39 protein-coding genes and 1 pseudogene are annotated in these 26713 nt (G+C 39.3%); 21 read left to right on the forward strand and 19 right to left on the reverse strand.

Translation table 11 applies throughout. The features are described from left to right. Positions 1-11 precede the first annotated feature (11 nt). Complete coding sequence (gene aroQ, locus FTV14_RS07025) at positions 12-467, reverse strand: type II 3-dehydroquinate dehydratase (protein WP_004785950.1); 456 nt, start codon at positions 465-467, stop codon at positions 12-14. A gap of 1033 nt (positions 468-1500) precedes the next feature. Here aroQ and ybaK point away from each other — a divergent pair. The 3 genes from ybaK to FTV14_RS07040 all read left to right on the forward strand — a co-directional run bounded on the left by ybaK (position 1501) and on the right by FTV14_RS07040 (position 3977). Continuing rightward, on the forward strand, positions 1501-1968 hold the full coding sequence (gene ybaK / locus FTV14_RS07030) for a Cys-tRNA(Pro) deacylase (RefSeq protein WP_159122961.1): 468 nt from the start codon (positions 1501-1503) through the stop codon (positions 1966-1968). Between the two features lie 208 nt (positions 1969-2176). Further along, a complete protein-coding gene (locus tag FTV14_RS07035; protein WP_180053627.1) occupies positions 2177-3430 on the forward strand; it encodes a YncE family protein in 1254 nt (417 codons plus the stop codon). 64 nt (positions 3431-3494) lie between these two features. Further along, the gene (locus FTV14_RS07040) at positions 3495-3977 is read left to right on the forward strand and encodes a hypothetical protein (protein WP_180053628.1); all 483 of its coding nucleotides are present in this window, start codon (positions 3495-3497) and stop codon (positions 3975-3977) included. A 109-nt stretch (positions 3978-4086) separates the two neighbouring features. Here the strand turns inward: FTV14_RS07040 and FTV14_RS07045 are convergent, their stop codons facing one another. From FTV14_RS07045 to tusD, 4 genes are read right to left on the reverse strand one after another with little or no spacing between them, the layout of a single operon-like run. Continuing rightward, positions 4087-4398, reverse strand: a complete 312-nt coding sequence (locus tag FTV14_RS07045) for a TusE/DsrC/DsvC family sulfur relay protein (RefSeq protein ID WP_034705617.1) — start codon at positions 4396-4398, stop codon at positions 4087-4089. A gap of 14 nt (positions 4399-4412) precedes the next feature. Then, positions 4413-4697, reverse strand: coding sequence for a DsrH/TusB family sulfur metabolism protein (locus tag FTV14_RS07050; protein WP_180053629.1), 285 nt, complete (start codon positions 4695-4697; stop codon positions 4413-4415). Between the two features lie 17 nt (positions 4698-4714). Further along, positions 4715-5065 carry a hypothetical protein gene (locus FTV14_RS07055; RefSeq protein WP_005235449.1) on the reverse strand — a complete coding sequence of 117 codons (351 nt, stop codon included), beginning with the start codon at positions 5063-5065 and terminating at the stop codon, positions 4715-4717. 44 nt (positions 5066-5109) lie between these two features. Further along, on the reverse strand, positions 5110-5478 hold the full coding sequence (gene tusD / locus FTV14_RS07060) for a sulfurtransferase complex subunit TusD (protein ID WP_004785936.1): 369 nt from the start codon (positions 5476-5478) through the stop codon (positions 5110-5112). A 280-nt stretch (positions 5479-5758) separates the two neighbouring features. On the opposite strand from tusD, the gene FTV14_RS07065 reads away from it, so the two are divergent. Continuing rightward, positions 5759-6778 (forward strand): site-specific integrase, encoded by a 1020-nt coding sequence (locus FTV14_RS07065; RefSeq protein ID WP_034171182.1) that lies wholly within the window; start codon positions 5759-5761, stop codon positions 6776-6778. On the opposite strand, the gene FTV14_RS07070 is transcribed toward FTV14_RS07065, so the two are convergent. From FTV14_RS07070 to FTV14_RS07105, 8 genes are all read right to left on the reverse strand, one after another. Further along, positions 6775-7053, reverse strand: coding sequence for a DNA-binding protein (locus FTV14_RS07070; RefSeq protein ID WP_180053630.1), 279 nt, complete (start codon positions 7051-7053; stop codon positions 6775-6777). The two genes, FTV14_RS07065 and FTV14_RS07070, sit on opposite strands and share 4 nt — an antisense overlap. Beyond that, a complete protein-coding gene (locus FTV14_RS07075; protein ID WP_180053631.1) occupies positions 7053-7205 on the reverse strand; it encodes a hypothetical protein in 153 nt (50 codons plus the stop codon). The genes FTV14_RS07070 and FTV14_RS07075 overlap by 1 nt, the downstream gene beginning before the upstream one ends. After that, entirely contained in the window at positions 7198-7362 is a 165-nt protein-coding gene (locus FTV14_RS07080) for a hypothetical protein (RefSeq protein WP_180053632.1), read from the reverse strand. Before FTV14_RS07080 ends, FTV14_RS07075 begins: the two co-directional genes overlap by 8 nt. Beyond that, positions 7362-7646 (reverse strand): hypothetical protein, encoded by a 285-nt coding sequence (locus FTV14_RS07085; RefSeq protein ID WP_257219765.1) that lies wholly within the window; start codon positions 7644-7646, stop codon positions 7362-7364. The genes FTV14_RS07080 and FTV14_RS07085 overlap by 1 nt, the downstream gene beginning before the upstream one ends. A gap of 76 nt (positions 7647-7722) precedes the next feature. Beyond that, positions 7723-9138: a hypothetical protein gene (locus tag FTV14_RS16010; protein WP_257219766.1), complete on the reverse strand. Its 1416-nt coding sequence runs from the start codon at positions 9136-9138 to the stop codon at positions 7723-7725. Further along, complete coding sequence (locus FTV14_RS07095; protein WP_034171179.1) at positions 9135-10211, reverse strand: ATP-binding protein; 1077 nt, start codon at positions 10209-10211, stop codon at positions 9135-9137. Before FTV14_RS07095 ends, FTV14_RS16010 begins: the two co-directional genes overlap by 4 nt. Next, on the reverse strand, positions 10211-10747 hold the full coding sequence (locus FTV14_RS07100; protein ID WP_180053633.1) for a hypothetical protein: 537 nt from the start codon (positions 10745-10747) through the stop codon (positions 10211-10213). The genes FTV14_RS07095 and FTV14_RS07100 overlap by 1 nt, the downstream gene beginning before the upstream one ends. Then, positions 10744-11178, reverse strand: coding sequence for a hypothetical protein (locus FTV14_RS07105; RefSeq protein WP_180053634.1), 435 nt, complete (start codon positions 11176-11178; stop codon positions 10744-10746). Before FTV14_RS07105 ends, FTV14_RS07100 begins: the two co-directional genes overlap by 4 nt. A 218-nt stretch (positions 11179-11396) precedes the next feature. Between FTV14_RS07105 and FTV14_RS07110 the strand changes: the two genes are divergently transcribed. Then, entirely contained in the window at positions 11397-11693 is a 297-nt protein-coding gene (locus FTV14_RS07110; RefSeq protein WP_180031395.1) for a hypothetical protein, read from the forward strand. A gap of 305 nt (positions 11694-11998) precedes the next feature. Here FTV14_RS07110 and FTV14_RS07115 read toward each other — a convergent pair whose 3' ends face one another. The 6 genes from FTV14_RS07115 to FTV14_RS07140 form a co-directional block, all read right to left on the reverse strand. Continuing rightward, positions 11999-12946 carry a sensor domain-containing diguanylate cyclase gene (locus tag FTV14_RS07115; protein ID WP_180053635.1) on the reverse strand — a complete coding sequence of 316 codons (948 nt, stop codon included), beginning with the start codon at positions 12944-12946 and terminating at the stop codon, positions 11999-12001. Positions 12947-13097: 151 nt separating this feature from the next. Next, positions 13098-13451: a hypothetical protein gene (locus FTV14_RS07120; protein WP_005262268.1), complete on the reverse strand. Its 354-nt coding sequence runs from the start codon at positions 13449-13451 to the stop codon at positions 13098-13100. 206 nt (positions 13452-13657) lie between these two features. Beyond that, positions 13658-13993, reverse strand: a complete 336-nt coding sequence (locus FTV14_RS07125; protein ID WP_180053636.1) for a hypothetical protein — start codon at positions 13991-13993, stop codon at positions 13658-13660. A gap of 136 nt (positions 13994-14129) precedes the next feature. Beyond that, complete coding sequence (locus tag FTV14_RS07130) at positions 14130-14714, reverse strand: hypothetical protein (protein WP_180053637.1); 585 nt, start codon at positions 14712-14714, stop codon at positions 14130-14132. A gap of 19 nt (positions 14715-14733) precedes the next feature. Further along, positions 14734-15768 (reverse strand): hypothetical protein, encoded by a 1035-nt coding sequence (locus FTV14_RS07135; protein WP_180053638.1) that lies wholly within the window; start codon positions 15766-15768, stop codon positions 14734-14736. Between the two features lie 104 nt (positions 15769-15872). Further along, entirely contained in the window at positions 15873-16559 is a 687-nt protein-coding gene (locus FTV14_RS07140) for a LexA family transcriptional regulator (protein WP_180053639.1), read from the reverse strand. A 106-nt stretch (positions 16560-16665) separates the two neighbouring features. Here FTV14_RS07140 and FTV14_RS07145 point away from each other — a divergent pair, with 106 nt between their 5' ends. The 16 genes and pseudogenes from FTV14_RS07145 (at position 16666) to terL (ending at position 26708) form a co-directional block, all read left to right on the forward strand. Next, positions 16666-16854 (forward strand): hypothetical protein, encoded by a 189-nt coding sequence (locus FTV14_RS07145; protein WP_180053640.1) that lies wholly within the window; start codon positions 16666-16668, stop codon positions 16852-16854. Positions 16855-16911: 57 nt separating this feature from the next. Next, positions 16912-17403, forward strand: coding sequence for a phage regulatory CII family protein (locus FTV14_RS07150; RefSeq protein WP_180053641.1), 492 nt, complete (start codon positions 16912-16914; stop codon positions 17401-17403). Between the two features lie 52 nt (positions 17404-17455). Further along, complete coding sequence (locus FTV14_RS07155) at positions 17456-18226, forward strand: phage antirepressor KilAC domain-containing protein (protein WP_180053642.1); 771 nt, start codon at positions 17456-17458, stop codon at positions 18224-18226. After that, complete coding sequence (locus FTV14_RS07160; protein WP_218948171.1) at positions 18223-18516, forward strand: hypothetical protein; 294 nt, start codon at positions 18223-18225, stop codon at positions 18514-18516. The genes FTV14_RS07155 and FTV14_RS07160 overlap by 4 nt, the downstream gene beginning before the upstream one ends. Next, a complete protein-coding gene (locus FTV14_RS07165; protein WP_180053643.1) occupies positions 18513-19502 on the forward strand; it encodes a YdaU family protein in 990 nt (329 codons plus the stop codon). Before FTV14_RS07160 ends, FTV14_RS07165 begins: the two co-directional genes overlap by 4 nt. Next, entirely contained in the window at positions 19495-20271 is a 777-nt protein-coding gene (locus tag FTV14_RS07170) for a hypothetical protein (protein ID WP_180053644.1), read from the forward strand. Before FTV14_RS07165 ends, FTV14_RS07170 begins: the two co-directional genes overlap by 8 nt. A 71-nt stretch (positions 20272-20342) precedes the next feature. Then, a complete protein-coding gene (locus tag FTV14_RS07175) occupies positions 20343-20555 on the forward strand; it encodes a hypothetical protein (RefSeq protein WP_180052623.1) in 213 nt (70 codons plus the stop codon). Beyond that, a complete protein-coding gene (locus tag FTV14_RS07180) occupies positions 20552-20962 on the forward strand; it encodes a DUF559 domain-containing protein (RefSeq protein ID WP_180011263.1) in 411 nt (136 codons plus the stop codon). The genes FTV14_RS07175 and FTV14_RS07180 overlap by 4 nt, the downstream gene beginning before the upstream one ends. Then, positions 20959-21447 (forward strand): antiterminator Q family protein, encoded by a 489-nt coding sequence (locus FTV14_RS07185; protein WP_180053645.1) that lies wholly within the window; start codon positions 20959-20961, stop codon positions 21445-21447. Before FTV14_RS07180 ends, FTV14_RS07185 begins: the two co-directional genes overlap by 4 nt. 164 nt (positions 21448-21611) lie before the next feature. Next, positions 21612-22337, forward strand: coding sequence for a hypothetical protein (locus FTV14_RS07190; protein WP_180053646.1), 726 nt, complete (start codon positions 21612-21614; stop codon positions 22335-22337). A 415-nt stretch (positions 22338-22752) separates the two neighbouring features. Next, positions 22753-23055, forward strand: a complete 303-nt coding sequence (locus FTV14_RS07195; RefSeq protein ID WP_163166426.1) for an I78 family peptidase inhibitor — start codon at positions 22753-22755, stop codon at positions 23053-23055. 304 nt (positions 23056-23359) lie between these two features. Beyond that, a pseudogene (locus FTV14_RS07200) lies at positions 23360-23557 on the forward strand (I78 family peptidase inhibitor); the annotation flags it as partial. 59 nt (positions 23558-23616) lie between these two features. Then, entirely contained in the window at positions 23617-24054 is a 438-nt protein-coding gene (locus FTV14_RS07205) for a hypothetical protein (protein WP_163166422.1), read from the forward strand. After that, positions 24014-24655 carry a putative metallopeptidase gene (locus tag FTV14_RS07210; RefSeq protein ID WP_180053647.1) on the forward strand — a complete coding sequence of 214 codons (642 nt, stop codon included), beginning with the start codon at positions 24014-24016 and terminating at the stop codon, positions 24653-24655. Before FTV14_RS07205 ends, FTV14_RS07210 begins: the two co-directional genes overlap by 41 nt. 52 nt (positions 24656-24707) lie before the next feature. Beyond that, positions 24708-25172 (forward strand): DUF2280 domain-containing protein, encoded by a 465-nt coding sequence (locus FTV14_RS07215; RefSeq protein WP_005236588.1) that lies wholly within the window; start codon positions 24708-24710, stop codon positions 25170-25172. Next, complete coding sequence (terL, locus tag FTV14_RS07220; RefSeq protein ID WP_180053648.1) at positions 25173-26708, forward strand: phage terminase large subunit; 1536 nt, start codon at positions 25173-25175, stop codon at positions 26706-26708. It abuts the gene before it with no gap. Positions 26709-26713 lie beyond the last annotated feature (5 nt).

A 26713-nucleotide genomic window follows, 5' to 3' on the forward strand; every position in this document is an offset into this window, starting at 1 on the left:
AGTATTCCTAATTAAGATTGTTTAGAAGATTGTATTTTTTCAATGACATAGTCGAGTGCGGCAGCATAGCCTTTTGCACCTAGACCACAGATCACGCCAATAGCTTTATCGGATAGATATGAATGATGTCGGAATGCCTCACGTGCATGGACGTTAGACAGGTGGACTTCAATAAACGGGATTGCCACGCCAAGAAGTGCATCACGAACTGCAACTGAGGTATGTGTCAGGGCAGCAGGATTAATAATGATATATTGCACGCCGTCTTGTTGGGCTTGATGAATTCGGTCAACAATTGCGCCTTCCCAGTTGCTCTGGAAAGTGTCAAGTTGTAAAGTAGCTTTTTCAGCCTGAGCAGTGAGCTGCTGATTAATATCTTCTAGAGTTAAATAACCATAAACTTCGGGTTCGCGCTTTCCTAGCAAATTTAAATTCGGTCCATGAATAACCAAAATGGTCGAAGTCATCTATGGTGCTCCAGTTAAAAAGTTTCAGGATAGGTTTGCAAGATGTCTACAAACTTCGCCTATTATGGCATGAATTCCTACATTATTTTTATAATTTCTTTGAATTGACATAGAAAAGCATGTACCACGCAGTGGCCATATAATGAAAACTTTGCAAGCATTTAGCAATGTTCAAAACTACCAAATCTTCGTCTTTTACATCATTTTTATATTTTAGATGAATTGGCTGAATTGTTACATTTATGCTGTGTAAGTTAGACCTCAATGTTTATTCATAATTCTTTTAAATTGAGTGTTTATTCGGCAATGGCTGGTCAAAAATAAAAATTATTACTCGAAGTCTCTGCTCATATCAAAAATTGTGGTGATCGGTAAAAGACCGGATTTTCATTAGATTTTTGAATGAATCAAATGTTTATTCTATTCATTATTCTGTAAACTAAAATATCAAACTTGGAATAAAAATCAAAAAGTTATTTGATAAATGGTATGAAGTGAAGTTTAGTATTAAATGGGTTTTATGTCGCTAGTAAAGCAAGTCACACATTATTTTTCTGCAAAAAGAGATAGGCTCATTGCTACTGAACATTGGCTAAATGATACTGGCCGTAAAAGTAAAATTAAAAACTTATGATTCTTCATTAATCTTTTACTGGCCTCATCTAATATTGACGAATGTGCTCAATTTTCTAAAGCTTACCTTTATTTGTAATTCTTTATGTTCGCTCAATAACATTGGCAAAATGGCACTTCATGTATAGGCGTTGTTATTCATCTGAATGTTGCCTATGTTTTTAAATGATGAATTTTTAAGCTTAAGAACAAGATGGTATGCGGAATTACAATGATAAATGGGATAGTTAAGTTCAGTTAAAGTGCAATATGAATAGATATTCTGGATTAAAAGCTAATGGTATCTGATTGTATTTTGAACACATATTGATTATATAAGCTATTCAGAATCACAGAATAAAACCCAAGCAGACTTGATAAGCTATAATGAAGATCCCGTCAAAATACTATCGAAGCTGTTATGACACCTGCATGCAAATTATTAAAATCTCAAAAAATTGAATATAGCATTCACGAATATGAACATGATGCCAATGCCAAAAGCTTTGGTTTGGAAGCAGCAGAAAAGTTAGGGCTGGCAGTAGAAGAAGTATTTAAAACCTTATTGGTCACAGATGAGAAGCAGTATTTTGTAGCAGTTCTTCCAGTCAACCATCAGTTAAACCTGAAAAAAGTAGCATCAGCCTTTGGTTGTAAAAAGCTACAAATGGCTGATCCCAAACAGGCAGAACGTCTAACCGGTTATCTTGTCGGTGGGATTAGTCCGGTTGGGCAGAAAAAACGCCTGAAAACTGTCATTGATGCATCTGCAGAACAGCTGAATAAAATCTATGTCAGTGGGGGTAAACGCGGTCTGGATATTGGTTTAAAACCTGCGGACCTAGCTAAGGTTCTAGATGCTCAATTCGTTGATGTATTGGATGTCTAAAGTTCAAAGCATTTTTCAATAAAACTATCTTACTGAGAAGCGTTCATATCAATGGACGCTTCAACTTTTCTGGATTCTTATCTTTCTATTCTGTCGGAAAATTCAGCATGGTTTTTTCTTCATTGTATAGTGGATGATTGAGATCCACGGCCTGACTGTGGATTGAACAAAGATAAAAACAATAAAATAAAAATTTGGAGAATACCGCATGGAAATCCAGAAAAAACGATTATCACGGTTCTGTATGAGCTTGTCCGCGATGGCCATGCTCTCAGTCTTTTCAACTGCACAGGCAGATTCGTCTACCTTGCCTCAACCGTCCAATTCCCAGCAAGTTTTCTTTGTGGGTAATAACTGGGATGGAACAGTTACAGTGATTCGATCTTCAGGTGACTTTGGCAAGGTTGGTGTGATCAACATGATTCCTGATCGTAAGGAGCGCCTGAAAGAGATTCACCTCAATCCCATTAAACTGATTGCCTATACCTATATTCAAGCTACTGCGGGTGAAGGTAATGATCAGCTGGTCGACGATATGTACTCCACGCCAGATGGACAGTCAGTGGTCGCATCCCGTCCAAGTTTTGCCGATGTGGTCTCTATCAACATCAAGACAGGCAAAATTAACTGGCGTACTCCAGTTGAAGGCTTCCGCGCGGATCATATGGCAGTTTCACCAGATGGCCAGCGTGTCGCGGTTTCCGCATCTTCCGGAAATGTGGTGCATGTACTGGATATTCATACTGGTAAGGAACTTGGTCGATTTGCGACGGGTGATAAACCGCATGAAAATATCTACTTTGATAATGGCAGAAAAATTCTGAACTCGGCCATTGGTAATGTAGAAACCTCTCTTGATGCGCAGTGGCAGGATTTCACCAAGGGTAAACGCTATATCACCATTGCAGATGCCAATACCCATCAGGTGCTTAAGAAAATTGACTTTAGACCGGCATTGGATGCGTTTGGTCGAAAAGATTTATCTAATTCAGTGCGGCCGATGGTCTTTAGCAAGGATGAAAGTAAACTCTATGCTCAGGTATCATTTTTTAATGGTTTGATTGAGTATGACTTAAACCAGAATAAAGTGACCCGTATTGGGCAGTTGCCAGGTAGCGATAGCATTCCCAAAGATCGTACCAAATGGGTGAATGATTCCCGCCATCATGGTTTATCGATCAGTGCTGATGGTGAGAAGCTCTGTGTTGCGGGCACGATGGATAATTACGCCACCATTGTCGACCGTCAGAGTCTGACTGCCGGAAAATTGATTCCTGCAGGTAAGCCATACTGGGCTACCCGAAGTCCGGATGGCCGTAGCTGTATCATTTCAGAAAGTGAAACGGATGTGGTGACCGTAATTGATTTCGCGACAGGCAATAAAGTGACCAGTGTACCTGTAGGCAATCATCCACAGCGTGTCCGGATCGGTTATGCCCCAGCAGACTGGTCTACACCGTAGCAAATAATGGCTTAAAAAGAGCAATGTGTTATGAACGTTGCTTTAAGCATTGTAGGTGGTATATATGAGGAACAAAACACTTACTTTATATCTGCTGGCGGGAATGTTATTGACCGGTATTCTGGTTGGGATTGCTTATCAGGTTCATAAGGATATCTATAAGGCAGAGTTCAATATACTGAAACCTGATGATCAGATGACTTTTCCAGCAAAGTCACTGATTACTTCGAATTTAAATCCTAAAACAGCTGTACCGGCAAGAACGGCTAGACACTCGGAAGTGGATTCTGAACAGCAGGTCTTATTACAACAGAGAGACCAGCTTTATCTGGATTTTACCCAAATGATGAATGGCTTAAGTCAAGGTGAAAAGCCAGACTATCGCCAGCTAGATCATTTGCTGTTACAACAGCAGAATCTGGTGAATGCCCGGGTCGTTGCTCCGGAAGAGGCGAGAGCTCAAATAGAATTTTTGCAGAAAGTTCTGCCTGAAATCTCTCCACAGCTTGATCAAGCCTTAATTGCATTGGATCAGAAAAGTTTTTAATCTTCCGGTTTAAAGCTTTATTTAGTTGTGAATACAGATCATAGATAAGCTTAATAAGAAAAAGCCCGTAGAAACGGACTTCTTCTTCATTCATTTTTTAGATTAAAACTTATAAGCAGTTCGCCGGTTTCGGGATACCAGCCAGTCGGCTTAAATGGCGTGCCACCAGACCTGTATTAAACTTTTCCTGTAATAAGGCATTGTTAATTTCCGGGTTGACTGTCTTCATCAAAAACTTAATTAGCGGGCGGGTTGCAGGAGAATGCCCAAACTGCTGATAAAATTGACGGACTGCCTGTAGCACTTCAAAATGCCAAGGAGTAAGTTGAAGTTCTAGTGTATCTGCCAGTACTTGGGCAACGTCTTCATTCCAGATGGTGTAATCTACTAAATGACCATCTTGGTCCAGTTCTAGATTCATATGTGACTCATGGATTATTTCATTGAGATGCAACGACTAAATTTCAGACATAGATCTGCAAATTCGGAGTAGTCGAGTAAAGCAACATTTCCCGATAAGGGTGATATCAGAATTTCTGCATCATTTCTTAGGATATAAACTTGCGGCAGTTGCTGTACGAAAGCATGGTCCAGATACAGCACAGATTCTCCCATCAGGAGCACCTGATCATCTGAAGCATGGAGCTGTGCTAATTGATCAAGGACTGACGCCGTCGCTGCATAATCTGGCTGGATCAGGTATAGGGTTTGATCTGACATTTATTTATCCTTTGTCCTTACCAATACAATACGTGATCAAATTTTTGAACGAATTCTGAATTGAGTTCAATCAACTCAATCTCCTGCTCGCTTTGCTTTACAAAAGGAGAGTCCTGATTTTTCTGCTCAACCAGAATTGGGGTCAGGTCATAAAATTCGAAACTATCCACCAGATTTGAAGCCAGTTTAAAGGCATGTTTAAGCTGGTCAAACTGAAGCTCAGAACGTAAAAGACTCAAGGCTGCGCCTTGGAGTAATACTTTAACTTCAGCGCCGAAGGTCGCCAGTACCATCGTGGCAGACAGACTTTCATGCACCTGCAAGCTGTTCAGGTTGGCTTGAGTTAATATAACAAGTACAGATTTCACACAAGATTCCTTTTAAAAGCAACACATCCTGAAAAATGAAGCATCTAGAATTGAATTAGACGTTGTGAGGACTGAACAGCATCAGCAAGCTCGCCTAGACCGACCAATTCAAAACCATCAGCAAGATTATGTTGCTGAATATTGTGACGTTGAGCATTTTCCTGATCTGTAATCCCACGCGCTAAGGCTGCACTGACACAAACAGGTAAGCGGATATTCAGATCCTGCCAGGAACGTGTGAGATGACGCTGGTCGTCGGGCACCCATTGCAATGCATTTGCGACCGACACGCCATCTTGATAGAAAAATACACGGAAAGCTTCCTGTTTATGTTGTAAAGCTTGGGCGAGTCCAAGCGCATGCCAGGCATAAATAGAAGTCGGTGCGGAGGTAACAAGAATTAAGGTGCTCATCGAAATTCACTACAGGCTTGATCAACGCGGGATGATGATCTTGGCTACAAAGAAAGTAGGTAGTATACAATGATTTTAGATGATCTTTTCTGATAAAAAGACAAAAAATAAAATATAATCAGATTTAATTCCAATAAAAACAATAATTTAAAACAGTATGTTAATCCTATCCCGTCACTAAACCATACCCAAAACTGCACAAAATCCCTTCTATATCCTTTCATTTTTTTACTTTACCGATAAAATGCAAAGTAATCTGCACCAAATCTGCACCAATAAAATGAAAATACCCAAACCCATCCAGCGAGGGTCCAGCTGGCGCATCATTGTCACTTTCGACAAGCAAAGATATTCAGCCACCCGAGACACAGCGAAGGAATGTGAACAGTGGGCCTATAATAAATTGCTTGAACTTCGATCTGGTAAAAAGGCAATAGAACAAGGCGAAAAGCCGAATTATCCATTTAGGGAACTTTGTGCCAGATACTATCAAGAGCATGGTCGTCACATGCGATCTGCACGGACTATCAATTTTAAAATTAAAAACCTTGACCGGATTGCACCAAATTTAGCTGATAAGTCTATTTATGATTTCAAGCCTGCTGACATTGCAGAATGGCGAAATAACCGTAAAAAAGAAGTGAAGATAGCAACACTCAGGAATGAACACGCCATTTATTCAGCCGTGTTTACCTATGCCATGAAAGAACTGTTTTTGATTGATTCTAACGTCTGGCATGCGGTCACCATGCCGAGCAAGGAAAAATCCAGAAGCCAGCGTATTACAGAAGAAGATCAAGAATTGTTGCTAAAGGCGTTAAGCTGGGATGGATCTACAACACCAGAAACGTCACGCCACTATGTAGCATGGGCATTTCGATTTGCTCTGGAAACTGCTATGCGTCAGGGTGAAATACTGGCAATGCGTAGGAAGGATATTAAAGAAGGCTTTGTGCATTTACCGATGACAAAAAATGGTGAATCCAGAAACGTGCCTTTATCTGGTGAAGCCAAAAGACTGCTTTCTTTATTACCTAAAGGAACAGATAAACTTCTACCTATTGATAAACAGATATGTTGTGCTACATGGATGAGAGCAAAGAAAAGAGCAGGGCTTACACATATCAACTTCCATGATTCACGACATGAAGCCATCACAAGAATGGTGAAGGTGAGAAAATTACCGGTTGAAGTGCTAGCCAAAATTACTGGCCACAAAACTATCTCAATGCTGGTGAATACTTATTACAATCCAGATGCTCAGGATTTAGTGGAAATGTTTAACGACAGTGAGAGCTAATTAGCTCTCGGTCTGCCTACTTTAACTTTGGTTGTCAGCAGGTCGTGGGCCAACTTTGGATTGTATAGCGCCTTGCCTTGTGTGCCTTGATTGATCGAAACTAATTTTTCTCGAATCGTGGTCACTGACAGATTGTATTTTTGAGCCAGATAAGAAGCTGAAACCAGTTCGACTTCAACCTCTTTAAGCTCCTTCACTATTGCGCCACCAATATTCTGGCCTAGCATGATTTGAGGCGGTCTTTCAGCTTCTACAGTGATGTTGTAACGAGCCATTAAGTTACCTCTTTTAAACTTTGTTGTACTGATTCCGGTAAACCAAACACATCCTTAAAAGCCTGATCAAAACCACCATCAGCAATAAAGCTATCAATAACGTTTTCTTCCTGACCTTCGGATACAGCAATGTTTTCTTGAATTTCAGTCATTGTTTTTCTCCTGCAGTTTTAAATATTCAAATTTCGCATCAGCCCAATTCTTTGCATCGTATGGACTTAAGCCTTTTTTCTTGCACCACTCAGTGCACCAGAACCACTGAGCGTCATCAAAAGGAACTGGATTAACCACTTGATTAGTACTATCCATCACGCCACCTTCATAATCTGATTAGCCACAATCTTTGCTAAGTTTTCGCTGGTTTCATTCGAAACATTCGGGCAGCGCAGGTGCATTTCATATTCATCAAATAGCACCTGACATGCTGCATTACCTGTTAAATCATTCTTTAAAAACACATAGCTCAGTGATTTGCGTGTACCTTTGCCTGAGAAAGTAAAGCTACCATCTGCTAGTTCTTTCTTCGTGTAACCCAGCTTTTCCAGCCAAAGTTTGAAACCGACTTCATGTTTCTTTTTAATTTTGAAAATCATCTCAATCCCCAACATTTTTTGATTCTGGAGCCGTGCTGAATTTGCACGACTCGGGTTTTAGAGGAATTTAGGTAGCTCACTGAGCTTCACTAGTTGCAGAAATCTGATCCAGCTGGATGCGACGCTGCTCAATAAGTTCCATTAATCTTGGCTGAATAACTTCATCACATGCTGATACATCGATCTCTAAAGCATCCAGTTCAGTCAGGTCTTCAGCTCTCTGGATACGTACTGCCAGGGAAGGTTGTTCAGTTGTTTTGTTGAGCTCGACCAAGCGTTTATGAATCGCATCAATTAATGGTTTGCGCTGTTCTTCAGACCAAGCCTTTGTATAGCCTACTAAGGCATTTGCTTCGGCTGGGGTATTTGCTTTTCTTGCACGGTCCACAAGATCGGTAAGAAGGCTTTGGTATTCTTCATCTTGAGCTTTGTTCTGTACTAGTTTTTCAGCCTCATGCTGCAATCTTTGCAGCTCAGTGACACTTAGGTTTTCAGATGGCTGCTCTACATTAGGTTTGGGCTGGTTTAATTGATTAGCTGCCTCATTGATCTGGTTGCACAACTGTTCTTGCAGATCAATATTTAGCTTGTCGTCCGCAATGATTGCGCTGCTTAAATCAGCCAGCTCATTTGTTGTGGTGCATGCCTTAATTTGATCAATGTAGGCAGCACATACTTCACTTTGTATTGCAAATTTTTTAAGAGAATCTACTGTTACCGGCTTTTTAGAGGCAAAAAGAAGTTCACGTTTTTGTGCAATACGATTTTTGAGTTCACTGTATTCAGTTTCAGTTAGCTTGTGCTGATTGCTATCCAAATTGCGTTCAACGCCTTTTAACTCATAATCTGAACCACATTTCTCAATAGCTTCGATAACTTTCAGAATAGCTGGATCTGTTTCATCAAGTTCAGTAGGTTGAGCCACTGGAACTTCAATAGGTTGAACCACTTCTGGCTCAGGCTGTTTTTCTATATTTGCAACAGTGGTATTAGAGTCAGCCGGAGTATTTAAATTATCAGCATCATTCTTGGCTTTGGTTGAACGTTTCTTTTTAGGTTTTTCTTCATCACCAAGACGTACAACCAGACAATCACCAGTTAGCTCATGGCCTAGCACTTTAGATATTGCTTGCAATTGAAGCTTTGCATTTTCAGCATCATATTGGGCAAATCCATGATTAATAGATTCTATTAATGCTGTACAAGTCATCTTGCCAAATTCAACAACATAGATAGATGAGCCATAAGTGTTGATAACGTATACATCTTGGCCTTCACGAATTTCCTCAAGCTTAAGAGGTCTGGCAAACGTAATACCAGCCAACTCCATGGTTTCAACCTTGATACAGAACTCATAGCCTGGCATAGCGAAAATAGTGGCAGGGAACTGTGACAGATCATCAAAATCCATCAATTCACCAACAGCGCGGCACATGATATTTCGGCCAGCCATCATTGCTTCAAAAGCTTCTTTGCTATTTAAAATATTCATGCTGACCATCCTTCCATATCTGATTTCGCCTGGCAGGCATTTAAAATTTGTTGTTCGTACTTTGTGCCTTTGAAGTAGTCCGCAGGCCGATTTAGATCATTAACGTGACTAGCATTCTGAATATCTTTCAATGCAGCTTGATAATCATTTTCTAGACGTGCTTCATTTTCAGCGTGTAGTTGCTGTTCATTGGCCTGTTGTGCTTGTTGATTGCGCTGAATGATGGAATGAATACCGGCGCATGTTTCATCAAACTTCTGCTGTTGAACATCATGAAGACTATTCAATCCTCGCTTAGCGCAGTACTTTTCAATATCAATTCCAGCTTGTTGCATAAGTGCTTCAAGTTCTAAGAACTGATTACCGTTGATGCATGCATTAGCGGATCCAGAGTTCAACCACTGTTTAAGCAATACTCCAGCTTGTTCAGAAAGAAGCATGGGTTCATTGAAAATTCGGGTACGGTCTTTTGTTCTAACTGCATAGTTGTCGTGAGTTAGATCTAGAACAGTGGTGAACTCATATTCAATACCGTCACGCTGTTCAGCTTTCATTCCGACCTTTTCAACTTTCTTTTTACCGTTACCTGCATCAACCTGAACGGTATCCATCTTGCTGCGCATGGTCACAATAATATTGATGCTGGATTGAAGCATTGCATCGATAAACTTGCGGTGTCTTGGGGTAACTTGGCTCCATGCGCCCCAGCTATTACCCTTGAAAGTTGTACTGGCGAGCTTGTCGACAATCTCCAAACAGCCACCAACACCGGACCACTCATGAGTAATACTGTCCAGAATTAAGGTGTCAAAACCGGCTTTCTCTGCAGCCTGAATAGCATCAATAAACTTTTCAGGAGTGTAAGGAGGTTGAATATTCGCATGTTCAAACTCAACAACATCTTCATATAGCTCAGCACTACTGTTCTCAGTATCAGCGACAGCAATTTTGCCACCAATACCTTTAGCCAAAAGAAGCGCACCCAAGGTTTTACCTGAGCCAGTAGGGCCAGCCAGAGCAAGGCGTAATTTCGCGTTTTTACGTTCCGCTTTTTTGAAAAATACAGTCGACATTACACAGCTCCTGGATGACGGTTTTTGCGTTTAAAGTTCTTATAGTCCTCAGACCCAAAGAAGCCGGTACTTTCTAAAACTTGATGTCGTTTATTTTTGCGCATGGCGACTCGCGCATTTTCCAAACCATCTAGAATCCACTGTGGAGCTGTAGACTTATCCATTTTCTTCAGGGAGCCGTCAGGTTGGATGGAGTAAATCAACGTATTGCAGAAATAGTCAGCAATAGTTCCTGAGCTTTTGATACGTAAAGCGAAGTAGCTCACCCGATTTTTACCAACCCTGTAAATCTCAAGTCCTTCAAACGTCTTGATGTATTCAGAGAAGTAACGATGAGTTGAGCCAAACTCTACTGGCATTGGAATGACAGGTAGTTCATCTGCTTTGAATTGCAGGAAACCAGTGTAAAGATCAGCAAAATTAACTTGTGCTTGGTCATTAAGCGGGGACCAATCATCAGAGCCATATTCACACCAGTAAACCAGCTGGCCATTCAAAAGTGCTTCAAAGATTTGGTCGGCAGATTTAAGAATCATGACTGCACCTCCACCAGACGGTGTTTCATGATATAACCAGCGATCATTGCGTTGATTTCGCGGTGATCCTGATAATCAGTGAAGTCGTTATATGGATTGCCATTGGCATCGAATACCTTGATTTCACCAAGTTCTATTACTTCTACATTGGTGAACTCGGAACCTGGCACACCGTAGTCGTCTGGATGTGCTGCAACTTCAAACGAAGTGATTTCCAAACGAAAACCACCCAGATTAAGGATTGCTTCACCGCGTACGTCGTCCAGCATTTTTAAAGATACGATGCCATATTCAGATTGAATATTTTGAGCTGGTGCTGCTTGGCCAATACCAAAGTCAGCATGCCAACCAAACGCTAATGCGCTTACAGTTAAGGCAGTAGCAACAAGAGTCACCTTGAAGCTATTGTGTGGAGTCAATTTTGCATTCATAATAATTTCACTCACAGTTAGGTTGTGGGTCACGCTCCAGGTAGTTGTCGTAGGCTACGCTGGGGCTTTTTGTTGTCTACGGAATTTAGTTTACCAAAGGAAACTTTATAGTCAAGAGAAAAGTTTATTAAAAGAAACTTTTTATTCTTTATGGAAACTTTTATGTTTTAATAGACAAAAGAAAACCCACCGCTGGGGTGGGTTGTTTGGAGTTTGTTATGGATAAGCTAAATTACTTGACAGTAGAAAGCCTGCAGCATGATCCGCGTGCTCATATGGTTAATCGTTTAATTTTTAATGGCGTTACAGACGCAGAGGTGCTGATTAGTGTTACTGATAAGCTCTTAAATTTTATCGGAGAAAGTGGATTGTTTGATAAAGCCACACAAGATGAGAGGGCTTTATCAAACTGGCGCAAGGATATGGTTGATCGCTTAATGCTTCAAGGTCTTACAGACGCTGAGGTTATAATAAATACCGTAAATAAACTTTATGTTTTTTTGGTTAAGCAATGAATTAAGCGTGATTGATATTTAACTTATTTAAGGTAGGTGAAAATAGTCGGATCTTTTTCAAAGTATAAGATGCTGTACTTGTTACCACGTGATTGTAAATAATTCTGAATATCTGCCAATAAATTAGAGGACTCACTTAAATTAAAAATAAATGAATTTAAGCTAATGCGCTCAAAACCAGAAATTTCTCTCCTGTTGAAACTTTTAATTTCCTCATCAGAGATATTGAGACCATTAATTATAAGCAAGGCTTTTCATTCTTTTCTCCACCCGATCCAAGAGCCGCTCGGGTATGCGGCTTTTTATCAATCATTATTAATAGATTTAATTAAGATTTTATCTTGATACATTTTTCTATCAGCTTCTATGATGGCGGTGGATAATCCATATGTTGGATTTCGCATTGCAAGACCAATTGCCGCACTAACTTCAGCTTTCGCAAAAGCATTTTGAATTCTTGTTACAAGCTTCTCAGCATTCTGCAGATTAGTTTCGATACTGAGTACGGCAAATTCATCACCACCTAGGCGAGCAATAATATCATTGCTACGTACTATGCCTTTTAAAGCTACAGCCATTCTTTTGATCAGCTCATCACCAGCAGCATGTCCTAGATTGTCATTAGTGATCTTTAGATCATTTAGGTCAATCATAAGCACAGCAGTAGGGTGACCATATCGCTTACACCGTTCTTCTTCTAACTCAACTAATCGATCCCAAGCACGACGGTTATAAAGTCCAGTCATTGGATCAGACAATGCTTCCATTTCAAAGCGTTCAGCTTTACGTATGTGTTCGGTTGCTCTTAATTCAGCTTGAATCGTGTAACTAAGCACCTTTCCTATAAGATCAAACAATGGAGCATCCTCAACAAGGACTTTAGACTGAGGTTCGGGATCAATTGCACAAAGAGTGCCAAACAAGGAACCATCTTCTTTTAAAAGAGGTTGACCGATATAGGCTTTAATAGTGACAAGTTTATTTATTGGTGCATCTGTATAAACTTGAACATCGGGCGAGTAAGGGGCAATGCGGGGCGCATTATTTTGTACCATGTGTGAGCAGAACGAATCTGCCCATCGAAATACTTGTCCTGGCTTAACGTTATAGCCATTATCTTCACTTAGTAACACAATCCAGTCATCACCTTCAGTACGGGTAATCATCCATAACTTAAATCCAAATCGTTGAGATAAGAATTTTAAAATAGCTTGGCCAGCCTCTTCGAAATTCTTAAAGTTAATATTATTCATTAAGTTAGTCCGTATTTGTACTAAGAGAGATATGGAAAAACAATTTTTAGACTACAGCGTCATATATTATAATTTTAAACTGATAGGAATATTACTTCATATAATAAAAAGACAACCCACCAATGGGGTGGGTTGTCCTAGAGCAATAATCTTATTTTTTGTATTCAGTAATACTGATAGGTTTGTCTTTCATAAACTCTACAATACCTTCACCAGCTTTGAAGTGAATTGAAACACCATCATTATTGGCTAAACGCATACCACTTCCTGAAATAGCTCGCTTAAGGTGATAAACCTTGCCAGAATTATCTGTCATTTCTGCAGTTTCAAAATTATCCGAAGATTTCAATTCAACTGTAAGATCCATTGGACCAGTAAAGTTAATTACCTGAGTTTCAGCCGGAGTATTGCTCACAACTTTTTCTTGTACCACTTCGTTTTTTGGATTTGAAGTACAGCCAGTAATCGCCAATCCTAACAATGCTGCACCTAACAAATATTTCATTGATACTTACCTTTCTATTTCTGAATCATAGGTATCTTTATACTAATTATTACAATGTAACATTTAAAGACAAGGTTACACTTACCTTACATAAAGAAAAACCCGCGGATAGCGGGTTAGTGATGCTTTACTTAGTTATTACAGACCTGGTCATGAGAGGTCTTAAGTCCAATATAAAGATTTAATATTTCAGAAGTAAGAAAGCTTTAGCACTGAATAGCATCTTTCTCTTTATAGTGATCCAAAACCAAATCCATATCAGCCAAAAGCACAGCTTCAGAGTATTCACCTAGTGAGAGCTTCAACAAGTTAGGCATATAGTTCTTTTCATACTCACGCGGATAGTCTTTGCAAAGGATCTGAACACGCAAATTTTCATCTGTGAATTCAGATTCCAGTCTATCAATATAAGTACCTAAAACCTTTTCTGATTTTTCCAAAGTGGTTATAGCTTCATCTAACTCTTGTTCAGTAGGCTGAGTATTCTGGCAACCAGTGAAAGCTAAGGATAAGAGTAGGGTAGCTAAAGTAATTATTCTCATAGTCTAATTTTATTGTTATTGGACTTTAAATTATAAGCAAAATTTAATAAAAGAAAACCAACTTGGTGGATTATCTCAGATTAAGTTTTAAAATTGCTAGAAAACAAAAAAAGCCCTCATGATATGAGGGCTTTTATTATGGTAAGTGGATTCGATCACCTAAATAGTATAAACAGTAAAATGTAATAAATACCAGTTGGAAAAGAAATACAAATAATACAAAAGAAATAAATAAGTAAGTGATTAAAAAAAGACTGCTATCTATTATTATAAAATCCAAGCTAAAAAAATACTTAATAATTGCTCCAAATATTAAGAGAATTATACTTAGGAATGTCAAATAAGAAAAAGATTGTGCCAAGAACCTTCTTCTAGTCATCTTTTTTTGATCTTTATCAACAGGTGTACTTCCTATCATTTCTTTATCCATACCGGGATTATTAAATGTAGAAATTGCAGCTAAGGCAGCAATATAAAATCCAGGCATCGTTTGTAAAAAATTTAGAATTACATTGAAAGCATCATTACTAAATAACACTGTTTTGCATGAAGTGGCGCATGTGAAACTTAGTTTGTAAACTGCAAATAAAACTATACTAACCACACATGAAAATACAAGAGGAAATATCCAATCCATTCGATCCTTTTTCTTATTCTCGTCTGGATCATTTTTCCAACTTATCCATAAATAGTCACAGGGTCTTAATATTTCTCTACTCATAATTGACCTCTAATTAAAGTTAGAGCTTAGCGAAGGCACGCAAACACAAAGAAGAGTTAATTTTTGGCAATTTTTCCCACTCAAGATGAGTGAAAGTTTTAGGATCAATTTTAAAGGTTTTAGCCAAAGTCATATCTAGTGATTCAGCGGGTGTATAAGTATAAGATGAAGTTTTACCATAGTCATCTTTATATGATATACGATACTTATGTTTATCTAAGGGGATTTGAGCTTCCTTACCAAAGGTATCATCCCATAAAGCTGTCAATTTACCAATCAAAGTTTGTTGAATTTCTTTAGGTTCGGTTACTTTATTAGGGATAATTAACGGGTCGACCTCAAAATGAAATGAGCTTGATTTACTTATGAAAGATGAGTGTTGATCAGCTTTTGTTGTTTGTGACGTATGAATTAGTTCAAGGTCCGAAATTTTACCTTGTTTAAAAGCGTTTAAAACTTCATCACTAAATACATTTTCAATATTGCATTTGATTTTTTTAGGCAGTCGAGTAAATGTACCATCATCTTCTTTAAATCCAGAAGGGTGGTCTTCTGAAAATAAATCGATTATTCCCGTATTTTTATTATTATTTTCATAAATAAAATCTAAGCATCGATCTAATAATATTCTAAGTAAATTAGCATTAATACGAGAGCCTCTCTCTCTTTCAATAGCTAAACTTGCAGTTAAGTTATCTTTATTTAGTTTAATGATTATATGGATTCTAGCATCATCTCCTTCTGATTTTTTCTTATTTGTAAGCCTAGTTTCACCAGTAGCTGTATCTGTGTAACTACGATTACGTGCATTGGTATCCGAGATAACAACTAATAAGTTTATAGATTTATTATCATCATTAAATTCAATAAGTTTTAATTTAGAAATTAAGGTATTGTCATTGAGAGGATAGCTATAATCAGAAAAATTAAATTTTGATATTGTTTTAAATAGGCTCCAAATATTTATCGGTTGTATTGGTTCATCATGATCTTTACTAAATCTTTTAGCTTCAAACCTAATATTATGAACAGAAAATAGAACTGGTTTACTCATATTAACCCCTTTTTTCAATAAACATACTTCAAATTTTTTAATAAAAAATAAATGAAATTAAACATTCCAAGCAGCTTTACTAAAGCCGCATATAGCGGCTTTTATTATTTTCTAAATTCCCTGTGATGTTGAACAACTACACCAATAATTGAAATAGGATGTTTTTGTGAGTTATGAATAGGGAAGTCTGGATTTAGTGGAACTAATTCAAATACTTCGCGGCCATGCTCATCAAAACCTACAACTCTGTACTTCTTAAAAGTAACCTCGTAATCACCATTTTGAGCTACCACATAATCACCAGGATGAGGAGTAATTGAGGCATCAATAACAATATCATCACCAGGCTGAAACTCGGGGTACATGCTCATACCTTCGACAGTCACACTAAAAATGGTGCTTGGATCTTTATTTTCATAAGTAGTAAGGGTATATCCTTTTGGCTCACCACCATCGTAAGCCACCTCTCGCCACATACCAGCTTGTACAAAATCTAACACTGGAATCCTTGTAAGTTTTTTTCCGTTAAATCTGACGTTATTAAAGCCCTTGTCATCTTCTTCTTTTACAGGGCCGCCAAGATTTTTAAGGCCCTCACCATCTAAAATCCATTCAGGTGATGTTTTTAGGGCTTTTGCAAGAGATGTGATGCTTTTGCCGCTAGGTACATTAACCCCTGAAATCCACTTTGAAACCGTACCTTTACTTAGGCCGGTAGCTTCAATTAGATCAACTTGCTGAAGGTTAAGTTCCTTCATTCTTATCAAGATACGTTCAGAAACGCTGCTCATTGCAAAATACCCATAACAATTGTTTCCAATGGTAAACATTATTATTGACCTAAAAAGAAACTTATGGTTTACTTAGGGAAACTTTAAGTTTATCAAGGTAAACATTATGACTGTCGATGACGTAAAGGAGCATTACGGAGCTGAAAGCGACGCAGACCTAGCGCGAATCTTAAAAAAGACACGCGGAGCTATTAGTAAATGGCGCTCATATGGAATTCCAGCTTCAACCCAGGCAATTCTCCAAATTCAAAGTAAAGGCAAGTTAAAGGCAAATTTAGAAGCCTTAATTGCTTAAACCAATTATCAACAACTTAGCGTTTTTAATAAACGTGAAAGTAAACAAGGTGTTCACATGGATATATCCAAGGAAAGCAAAACCGCACTACATAAGATGATTCACCAATCAAATGGGATTACGCCTAAAGAGATTGCTGATGTTGTTGGCGTGTCTCACAACACGATTTTGAATTATGCAAATCCAAACATGGAAAACCATTTGCCGAGCCTAAAGGCATTTGAAGCAATGCTGACTTATACGCAAAACCCAGCTTCTTTAAAAGTGTGGGCGCACAAATTAGGTTTTGCATTAATGCCAGTAGAGCAAGCAGAAGAAAAAGATCATCAACTAGGTGTTCTTGAATCACTGCTTGGCATGAATGTTGGCAATGGTGCAGCGAATAAACAGGTTTTATCTGCTCTGGAAGATGGTGTGGTAACACCTGCTGAAATGGATGAGACAGATCGCATCTTGGAAGAAATCGAACACAAGATTCAGTCTTTGCGTAAAGCCATGAAAGGTGAGTGTGCAAAGTATTTATCAGCTCTACAAACAGAAAAAGCCTGATGGTCTAGATCAGGCTTTTCCGGTTGTTCACTAACAGTCGAGGAAAGTAAACATGAATATGTTAACACAAGACAATTTTAACATAAACGAAGTAACGATGTCATCACCTGAGATTGTTGATTTTATTAACAATCATCGTAAAGAAATCGCAACTACTGAAAAGCCATATAAAGAGCTTCGTCATGATGATTTCATGCGAAAAGTACCCAGTGTTTTAGGTGAATTGCACGCTCCGAAATTTATCGGAACGCAAACATATGGCAATAACAACACACGCCATATCTATCAATTCCCAAAACGTGAAGCTTGTCTCATGGCTATGTCTTATAGCTACGAATTACAAGCACAAATTTTTGACCGTATGACTGCAATGGAAGAAGCGCTCAAGGCTAAAAATAGCTTTGACATCACCAACCCAGCACACCTGCTTCAAGCAATCGAAATTCAAGCCAAGCTCAATATTGAGTTAAGTGAAAAAGTAGCGGTACTCACACCTAAGGCTGAGGCACTGGAAACCATTGCTGATACTTCTAACACTTATTGCTTACGTGAATGTGCCAAAACAATCGGCATTAAAGAATCTGAATTAATCCAGCTACTGATTAATAAGAAATGGATCTACCGTGATTCAGATCGCAAGCTCCAGCCACATGCCCAATATGTCTTAAACAAGGTTTTCACCAATCGTACGTCACCAGTAATTGTTAATCGCAACGACGGCAAAGAACGTGTGTTCCTGCATATGCGTGTCACTGCGTTTGGCCTGACTCGTATCACTGGATTAGTAAACAAAGTACGTAATACAAAGCAGGTGGCGGCATGAGATTTTTCAGAAAGACAGTCACTGTAAGTAAAAACGTTGATGTGGATATTGAGATCGATCTTGATGATATTCGCGAGTTTATTAATGAAGCTGAAAAAGAAGAGCTTGATGAGATCGCTAAAGCATTGGCTGAACATGATATTCACGCTCATTTAACAAAGCTACATGGTCCAACTATTCAATATTTGATTAATCGTGCCAATCAATTTGGTTTGGATGACATGTTCGAAGAGCTTAAACGTGAAGGCCAGAGCATTGGCGCATACCTCAAAGTGGAAGAAAAGTTATGAATTATTACCAACATCATATTGGGGATTTCAACAATGCGACTCGCCACTTGAGCTTGGTTGAGCGTGCAATCTACCGTGATCTCCTGGATATGTATTACGACACTGAAAAGCCAATTGATGCTTCCAATTTAGAGCGTTTGGCCCGTCGTCTACAATGTGCAACTGAAGATCAGACAGCGGCTTTGAAATATGTTCTTGAGGAGTTTTTTACTCTTCAGGATGGAGCTTATATCAATAATCGTTGTGAACGTGAAATTGCTGAATTTCATGGTAAGCGTAAGCAAGCTAGTGAGGCTGGAAAAGCATCTGCAAAAAAACGTGCAGAGAAAAAGCAACAAGGCTCTAATGGTGGTTCATCAAATGCTGAACAATCGAATGGCGATAGTTCAACGGACGTTGAAGATCAGTCAAACGAAAACTCAACGAACGTTGAAGCAGCGTTGAACGAAAATTTAACGGACGAGCAACCAACCATAAACCATAAACCATTAACCATAAACCAAGAACCAGTAACCAATAATTATAGTGGTAGTAGTAATACGCGCGAGCAAGATTTTCCTTTGCCACCAATTCGGTTTTCTCAATATCAACCTGAGGATCACAAACGCTATTCAGTTCTTGAATGCGTAAACGTATATCCAATTCATTACGATTTCATTGAACTCGGAAAACAACGCAATCCTGATCTCCCAGAACAGGATCTGATTTCCATGTTTACCAACTTCGGTGATTTCTTCTCAGCAAAGGCTGATAGTAAAAATACTCCAAGCCTATGGCTGGTGAAATGGTTTACCTGGATTCAAAACAACAAAGACGAAGTACGCCGTCAGCGTGAAGCTAAGTCTCAACTTCAAAAACCAAAATCTTTTTCAGGTGCAGCAAGCCGTACTCAAAACGAAGTCAGCGACTGGATGTCTGAAATTGGCAGCAATGATCAGCCAGCAATGCGTGATGTGCATGAAGTGGAGGGTGTGAAATATGCTTAACGAATTATCTCAACAACAAACTACTCACGCTGTACAGCAATTCAGTGAAACGGATGCACGTAAGCTGGTTGAAGACATGCTTCTGATGTATGGCAAGAAGTTCACGGATCAGTGGTCAGGTTTGAAAAAAAGCCAGGTGATTGAGAAGTTTGTCGAAAAGCTTTCTGAACTGACTTATGAGCAGTTCCTACGTGGTTTAAAACGTCTGGATACAGCTGAATGGCCACCATCGATTCCTGAGTTCAAAAACTGGTGCAAAGGTGTGTATGAATATCAGACTCCGGATGAAGCATGGTTACAGGCATTGAACTATGAGAAATCAAACCGTGTTTGTCGCATCAATCGTATTGCCCGGGAAGCATTCTATGCCGTGGTTGGTCCATATGGCAGCTTAAAGCCTACCGATACTGTGCATAACGTGTATTGCAGTGTGTATAAGCGACTGATCGCAGAAGCCAAAGAGCGTGGTGAGCCTGATGAGAAGCTGAAAGCGGTTAAACAGCTGTCTGAACCAAAGCAGCCTGATGAGATAGATCATCAACCTGTTCCAAACGAAGTAGCTCAGCAAGCGCTTGAAGAACTTAAAAAGCGCATGAATGTAAAAAACCGTCATGTGCCAGTACCACAGCGTCTACAGGTGAAGCCAACTCCAATAGCTGATCCATGGCCAGATCCTTTTGAAAATCCTGAGTCGTACTTGGAGAAGTGTGAAGTGGATGGGGTGAAGGTGCCTAAGGTTATTCGTGAGCAGTTGGGAGGTGGGGTGTGAAAGACCAAAACGATAATAAAACCGTGGATTGGGTGAACGTAAGCCGGTCTAGATCATGTTTTGAAAAGAGAATGGATATCCTGGTCTATTCAGCTTATGCAACCAAGGATGTGACTGTAAGCAACATTATTGAGAATGTACTGAACAGCACAAGGGACACCATTCGGGCTTGCTTAAAAGACTTGGTAGATAGTGGTTATTTGGAAAAGACATCGGTCTGGACTTATAGACCAACTGAAAAGACCAAACAGTTATTTGGGGTGCATGGTAAGGGTAATACATGACCAGCTACTCAATCGCTGAATACAAAAAAATGGTGAAAGCCACCAGACCAAAAGGGCGCTCCACACGCCCTAAGGTCAAAGGCGAAAAAGTACCGAATGAGTTTGAAGCGAAGCTGGCTAGAGAATTAAAGACATTAAAAATTAAGTTTGAGCAGGAGTTTTATTTTCATCCTGATCGCAAGTGGAGAGCAGATTTTCACTTAATTGATAAAAAGATTCTGGTAGAGATTGAAGGCGGGATATGGAGCGGAGGAAGGCACACAAGGGGTAAAGGCTACCTTGGAGACATGGAAAAGTATAACGCAGCAACAATGATGGGTTTTCAGGTAATACGGTTTAGTACAGATCAAGTGAAGTCAGGTCACGCGATCCAGCAGATAGAGAAGATGGTAGGGGAAATACGATGAATTCAGCAGTAACGATTATGCAGGCAATGGATTGGACTAAGTTTAGTGCTGAGGATTGGTTTCGTCAGTTTGGGGCTTGGATGAATGGGGATACTGAAACCATGGTGGTCATGGTGAAAACTATGCCTACTCGACGAATTACCCAGGAACAGCGTGAACGTCTTCTAGCAATGTACATGAGTGATAAAACGCTTAAGGATCGTTTATGCACTCAGCGCCGTGGCATTCGCTGTCAGATTGATGACAATGAAGCGCGTGCAATTCAGCGAGTGATTATTGAATTAAAAACTATTAAAGATGAGATTGTTCAGGAATGGGTATCAACATTGTGGTCTCATTATGTAATGGGTAATTCATTGCGTGATATCGCTGAAAGCAATGATACCTCTGTACTCCAGATCCGCCAAGACCTGAAGTGTGGACTGGCATTTGTGAAGTGTCGCTATCCTCACTTAACTTTTGATATGTTTAAAAAAACCGTTTGACTGTGCGCACGGGGTATGCGATATTCGTGATATAGTGATCGAAGTGTAAGTAATTCACTTTGACTGACAAAGAAGCTCGCCAAATGGTGGGCTTTTTTGTCTGCAATAGAATTAGATTGAACATGTTGTATATTGTGAATATAAGCTAATGAGAATCACATAGAGTGGAAAATTTTATTAAGAAAAATCCTAAAGTATTTATTATATTTTATATTATTTATGTGATTATTTTGAATTTTCTACTCGGAAAAGAATATTCATTTATCACAGTAGCAATAGTTGCTCCTTTAACCATTTTCATTGGTATATATGTATGGGAGTGGCAAGAAAGTGTGAAAAATGAAACCGCAAAAAAAGAACTATATAATAAAAATTACAACGAGAAAGCTGAAAAAATATTTGGAATCTATACAAGGTATGAGAGGCATGTTCAGACCTTATATCATTTCTTCAGTGAGATGAATAATGTGCTTCAACCGAAAGTTTCAAGAACGGTTTCTAAGTCTAAAGAAATCTCTATTTTGATTGAAAAAATGGACGTAGAGATAAAGCTTCTACAGGGATTAGAGTTGGATTTATACAATGAGGCAGTTCTTTTTTATTACTTGGTTTCAAAAGAGCAATCCGACGTAAATGTTTATCAAGACGCAACTAACTTGAAGAATAATTTACATCAATTCAAATATATATCCGAAGAAATTGCTAAATTGATAGAAACCTATAGGTATAGTGAAAAATCTGATCTAGGTAGAGAAGAAGAGCTAATTCTGAACTACTATAAATTAAAACCTATTGTTAACTCTTTTAATTTCGGATACCCGCAAAACCCTAAAGAAATTATTTATATAAGACCCCGTAAAAAGTTTTTAGAATTAATGAAACCGCTATAAATTGTATTTTTAATAATTGCCACCTTTGGGTGGTATTTTTTTATCAGGAGAAAAATATGCTCCAATTTTTCCTTTGCCTATTCGGCCTACATGGTGCGACTGAGATCGACTACACGGTTGATGATGAAGAAATCAAGGTGTGTCGGGATTGTTTGAAGGAAGTTAAATGATCAACCATTCGTCTGAATACGCAAGAGAATGCTAGGCGGTTAAATAAATTATTTGCTAGGATTTTGTACATAAAAAGAACAATAAAATTACCGCACTGACATGTACCTGCTTAATTTGGGATAGTTAAGCAGGTTTTTTTTAAATTTCAATATTTAAAGAAGTGTATTAACATTGTTGATATGGCTAGGCTTGCTCAAGCCGACCTAGGTATCATCCTGCTTTTATATGTGAAAGATAGAAGCTTATGAAAATTATTTATAATGTGTCACTTATTATTGCAGCAGTGACTTTGACTGCTTGTGCAGGTACTCCTGATACAGAAATTGTTCACAAGCCTGAGATGATGAAAAAATGCGTGCCTGAAAGTGCAGCAAAATTAGCACGTACGACATTATCGAGCGAGGCTGATATCAAATCAAAAACAAATTCTGAGGTTGTTAGACTGGTTGCACCGGGCCAACCTATAACTAAAGATTATCATCCAGGACGAGTTACTGTAATTGCTGATCCACAAACCCAAACTATTCTTAAGGCATTTTGTGGTTAAAATTTAAATCTATGCATAGAACCTCCTTTGGGAGGTTTTCCCGTTATCACTGTTAAAAGTCTGGGGAATGCACTAGATAACTATTGCGACAGTTCATTATTTTTCTGATTAAGCAGAATATATAGACTGTTGTTAAGCCTGCAACCGATACTTTCTTATTCGGTATGATTAATTTTTTATTCCAACAAGACAGAAACTTATGAAAATTATCCAGAATTTATCTTTAATTCTAGTAGCAGTTACATTGACGGCGTGTGCAAATAATCCTGAACAGATGCCTTCTCATCAACCAAATACGATGACTAGCTGTGTAGCAGAGGAAGCAACCAAACTTGTTGGACAAACTGGTTTATCTGAAGCAGCAATTAAAGCCAAGACTAATGCTGAAATTGTACGTATGGTAGCACCTGGCCAACCGGTAACTTTAGATTACCGTTTAGAGAGAGTTACGGTAGTAACTGACCCACAAACTAAAATTATCGTTCAAGCATCTTGCGGCTAATAGCTCAAGACTGAATAATAAAAAACCATCTTCGGATGGTTTTTTATTGGGTAATATTCATGGATCCAGACCTCTATAAATGCTTAACCGCCAAAGGCCCAATCAAAACCAAACTCCGCAATAAACCTCTACCTAAGGCTAGAGAAAAATATTTAGAAGCTGAAGAAACCTTATTTCAAGAATTAGAAGAATACCGAATTGGCTACAGACGGAAGTTTCAATTTGAATCAACCAAAAATTGGCGGTTTGATTTTTATATTGTGAAGTTGAATCTTCTTATAGAAATTGCGGGCAGTCCATGGGCGGTTGGTCGCGGCGGAAGAAAGATAGCGAATTCATTTAATAAGTATGATCTTGCTGAAGATCAAGGTTATATATTTGTGCGTCTTGAACCCCATCAAATTGAATCGGGTTATGCAATTAACTGGATTCGAAGTCAGTTAGAGAGATTAGAAGATGGAACAGTTCAGACCATTCCCACCGACGGATCTGATTGATCAGGCCGAGGAAGAAGAAGCCATTCGCTTGGCACCGGCACCAGAGCTTAAAGAATGGGTCGTGAATAACTGGCTTACTCTCGGTGGTGAACTACATAACCCCGATCATGATCATATTGCTGAGCTACTTCACGACAATGAGGAGTTTCTTGCATTTGCATGGGCATCATCTGCCGCCGTAGCAAAAAAACGTATGGTACTGGGTCAATGTGAAAAGGTCATGTTTAACGTAGGTGGCTGGAAGAAAGCACGCCAGGAACAACAGATGCGGGATTGGTTTGGTTTTGTGCCGCAATATCTGATTACCATTGATGCTACTTATTGTGAACAGGCTACAGATAGAGACTTCTGCAGGCTGATTGAACATGAGCTTTATCACATCGGTGTAGAGCGTGATGAAGATGGCGAAATCATTTATAGCGATGTAACTGGGCTGCCTAAGCACTACTTAGCTGGCCATGACGTGGAAGTGTTCTTTGGTGAGACTAAACGATGGGGAGTTGATGATTCAGTGAAACGTCTCGTTGAAATTGCCAAGAATGCGCCGTTTGTATCTGAAAAAAGTATGGCTGCGTGTTGTGGGAACTGTGTGATTGAGTAGTTTTAAATTTTTTGCCTGCTTTGCATGACGTAGCATGACAAAAGGGGGATTTATGGCAGCACTTAAAGAGCCTGTAAAAATATTTATTGTTCAAGCTCTTGCATGCCGTGATACCCCTCAAGAAGTTGCGGAGTTGGTCAAGCAAGAGTTCAACATCGAAATCGATCGTCGTCAGTGTGAAAACTATGATCCGACTAAATACGCGGGTCGCAATCTCGGGAAAAAACTTGCAGATCTATTCAACCAGACTCGTAAGAAATTTGATGAAGGTTTGATAGATATTCCAATTGCCAGTAAGTATTACCGGCTTAAGCAATATCAGAAGCAACTTGAAAAAACCAAGAATGCAAAATTAGCACTCAAGATTCTTGAACAGGCTGCTAAAGATGTAGGTGGTCAATTCACTAACAGACAAGAAATTACGGGTAAGGACGGTGAAGCATTACAGACTACAGTTGTCCATGCTACTCAAGAACAGGTTGAAGCTGCGGTGAAGAAGGCTCAAGAGGAATATTAAATGGATCTGCAAACACAGGTTGAAAAGAAGCTGTGTGAGGATGAGCATTTATATTTCACCCGGCGATTCTTTAAGCCCCGTATGGGCTTTAAATTTACGGTGAATTGGCACCATGTTTATATCTCATGGATTATTGATCAGGTGATAGCTGGTGAGATTGCGAACGTGGTCATCAACGTTCCACCAGGCGCGGGTAAAACTGAACTGACAACTAATTTAATCCCGCGAGGTTTGGCTCTAAATGCTCGATCACGGTTTTTGTATTTATCCTTTTCTCAATCACTAGTTGAGGGTGTATCAGATACGGCGCGTGACATTGTGAAGTCCAAAGACTATCGGATGATGTGGGATTTAACGGTTTCCAATAGTACTGACTCCAAAAAGGAATGGAAAATTACAGTTGAGGACTACGATGTAGGTCATGTCTATGTGGCCTCCATGGGTGGACAGGTAACAGGACGGCGCGCAGGAACACTGGCTGATGATGGCTTTACAGGTTGTATCATTATCGATGACCCATTAAAGCCAGAAGATGCTTTCAGTAAGATCAAACGAGATGCCGCCAATCGCAAGTTACTTAATACGGTGAACTCACGTAAGGCCAAGTCTGATACACCCATCATCATGATCATGCAGCGCCTGCATACTGAGGATCCAACCAATTTCGTCATGACAGGCAATTTACCTGGTGAGTGGACTCAGATATCCATTCCGGCTTTGATTGATGATAAGTACATTGAAACACTGCCAGAGCATATTCAAAAACTGGTACCGCGAGATGCAGAGCGTGATGAGCAGGGTCGCCAAAGTTACTGGCCAAAGAAGGAATCACTTCAATCCTTATTACAGCTTGAAAAGGGTGGTAAGGATAAAGAAGGTGCCACAGTATCCCGTTATACATTCTCCAGTCAGTACATGCAGCAGCCTAAGAAATTAGGCGGTGACCTGATTAAATCTGAATGGTTTGGATTCTATAAAGATATTCCAGAACTTCAGTGGCGTGCTGTCCTTGTCGATACCGCTCAAAAGACCAAAGAGCACAATGACTATTCCGTATTCCTGCTGGTAGGCATGGGCATAGATGGAAAGTTGTACTTGCTAGATCTCTTGCGCGGTAAATGGGAAGCACCAGAACTGAATCGTCAGGCTAAAGCCTTTCTGGATAAGCACAAGGAATACACCTGGCATACCAAACCAATCCGCTACATGAAAGTAGAAGATAAGGCATCTGGTACCCAATTGATCCAAACACTCGGTACTTACTCGGGCGTTGCTGTAATTCCAGTCCAGCGCAATACAGACAAGCTATCCCGTTTCATGGATGTGCAAGTCCATCTTGAAGCGAACTATAAGGATAAACCTGAAGATCGTTTTGTGATGGTACCTAAAGATGCTCATTGGGTTGGTGAATTCTTTGAAGAGTGTGAAGCATTCAATGCGGCATTTACCCATGATCATGATGACCAAGTAGATACGCTGATTGATGCGATTGAAGATGCAGTAATTGCGATTAATTACAGCCCTCCGGCTGCATAAGGTTG

The sequence above is a fragment of the Acinetobacter sp. YH12236 genome, from assembly GCF_013417645.1.
Taxonomy (GTDB): Bacteria; Pseudomonadota; Gammaproteobacteria; order Pseudomonadales; family Moraxellaceae; genus Acinetobacter.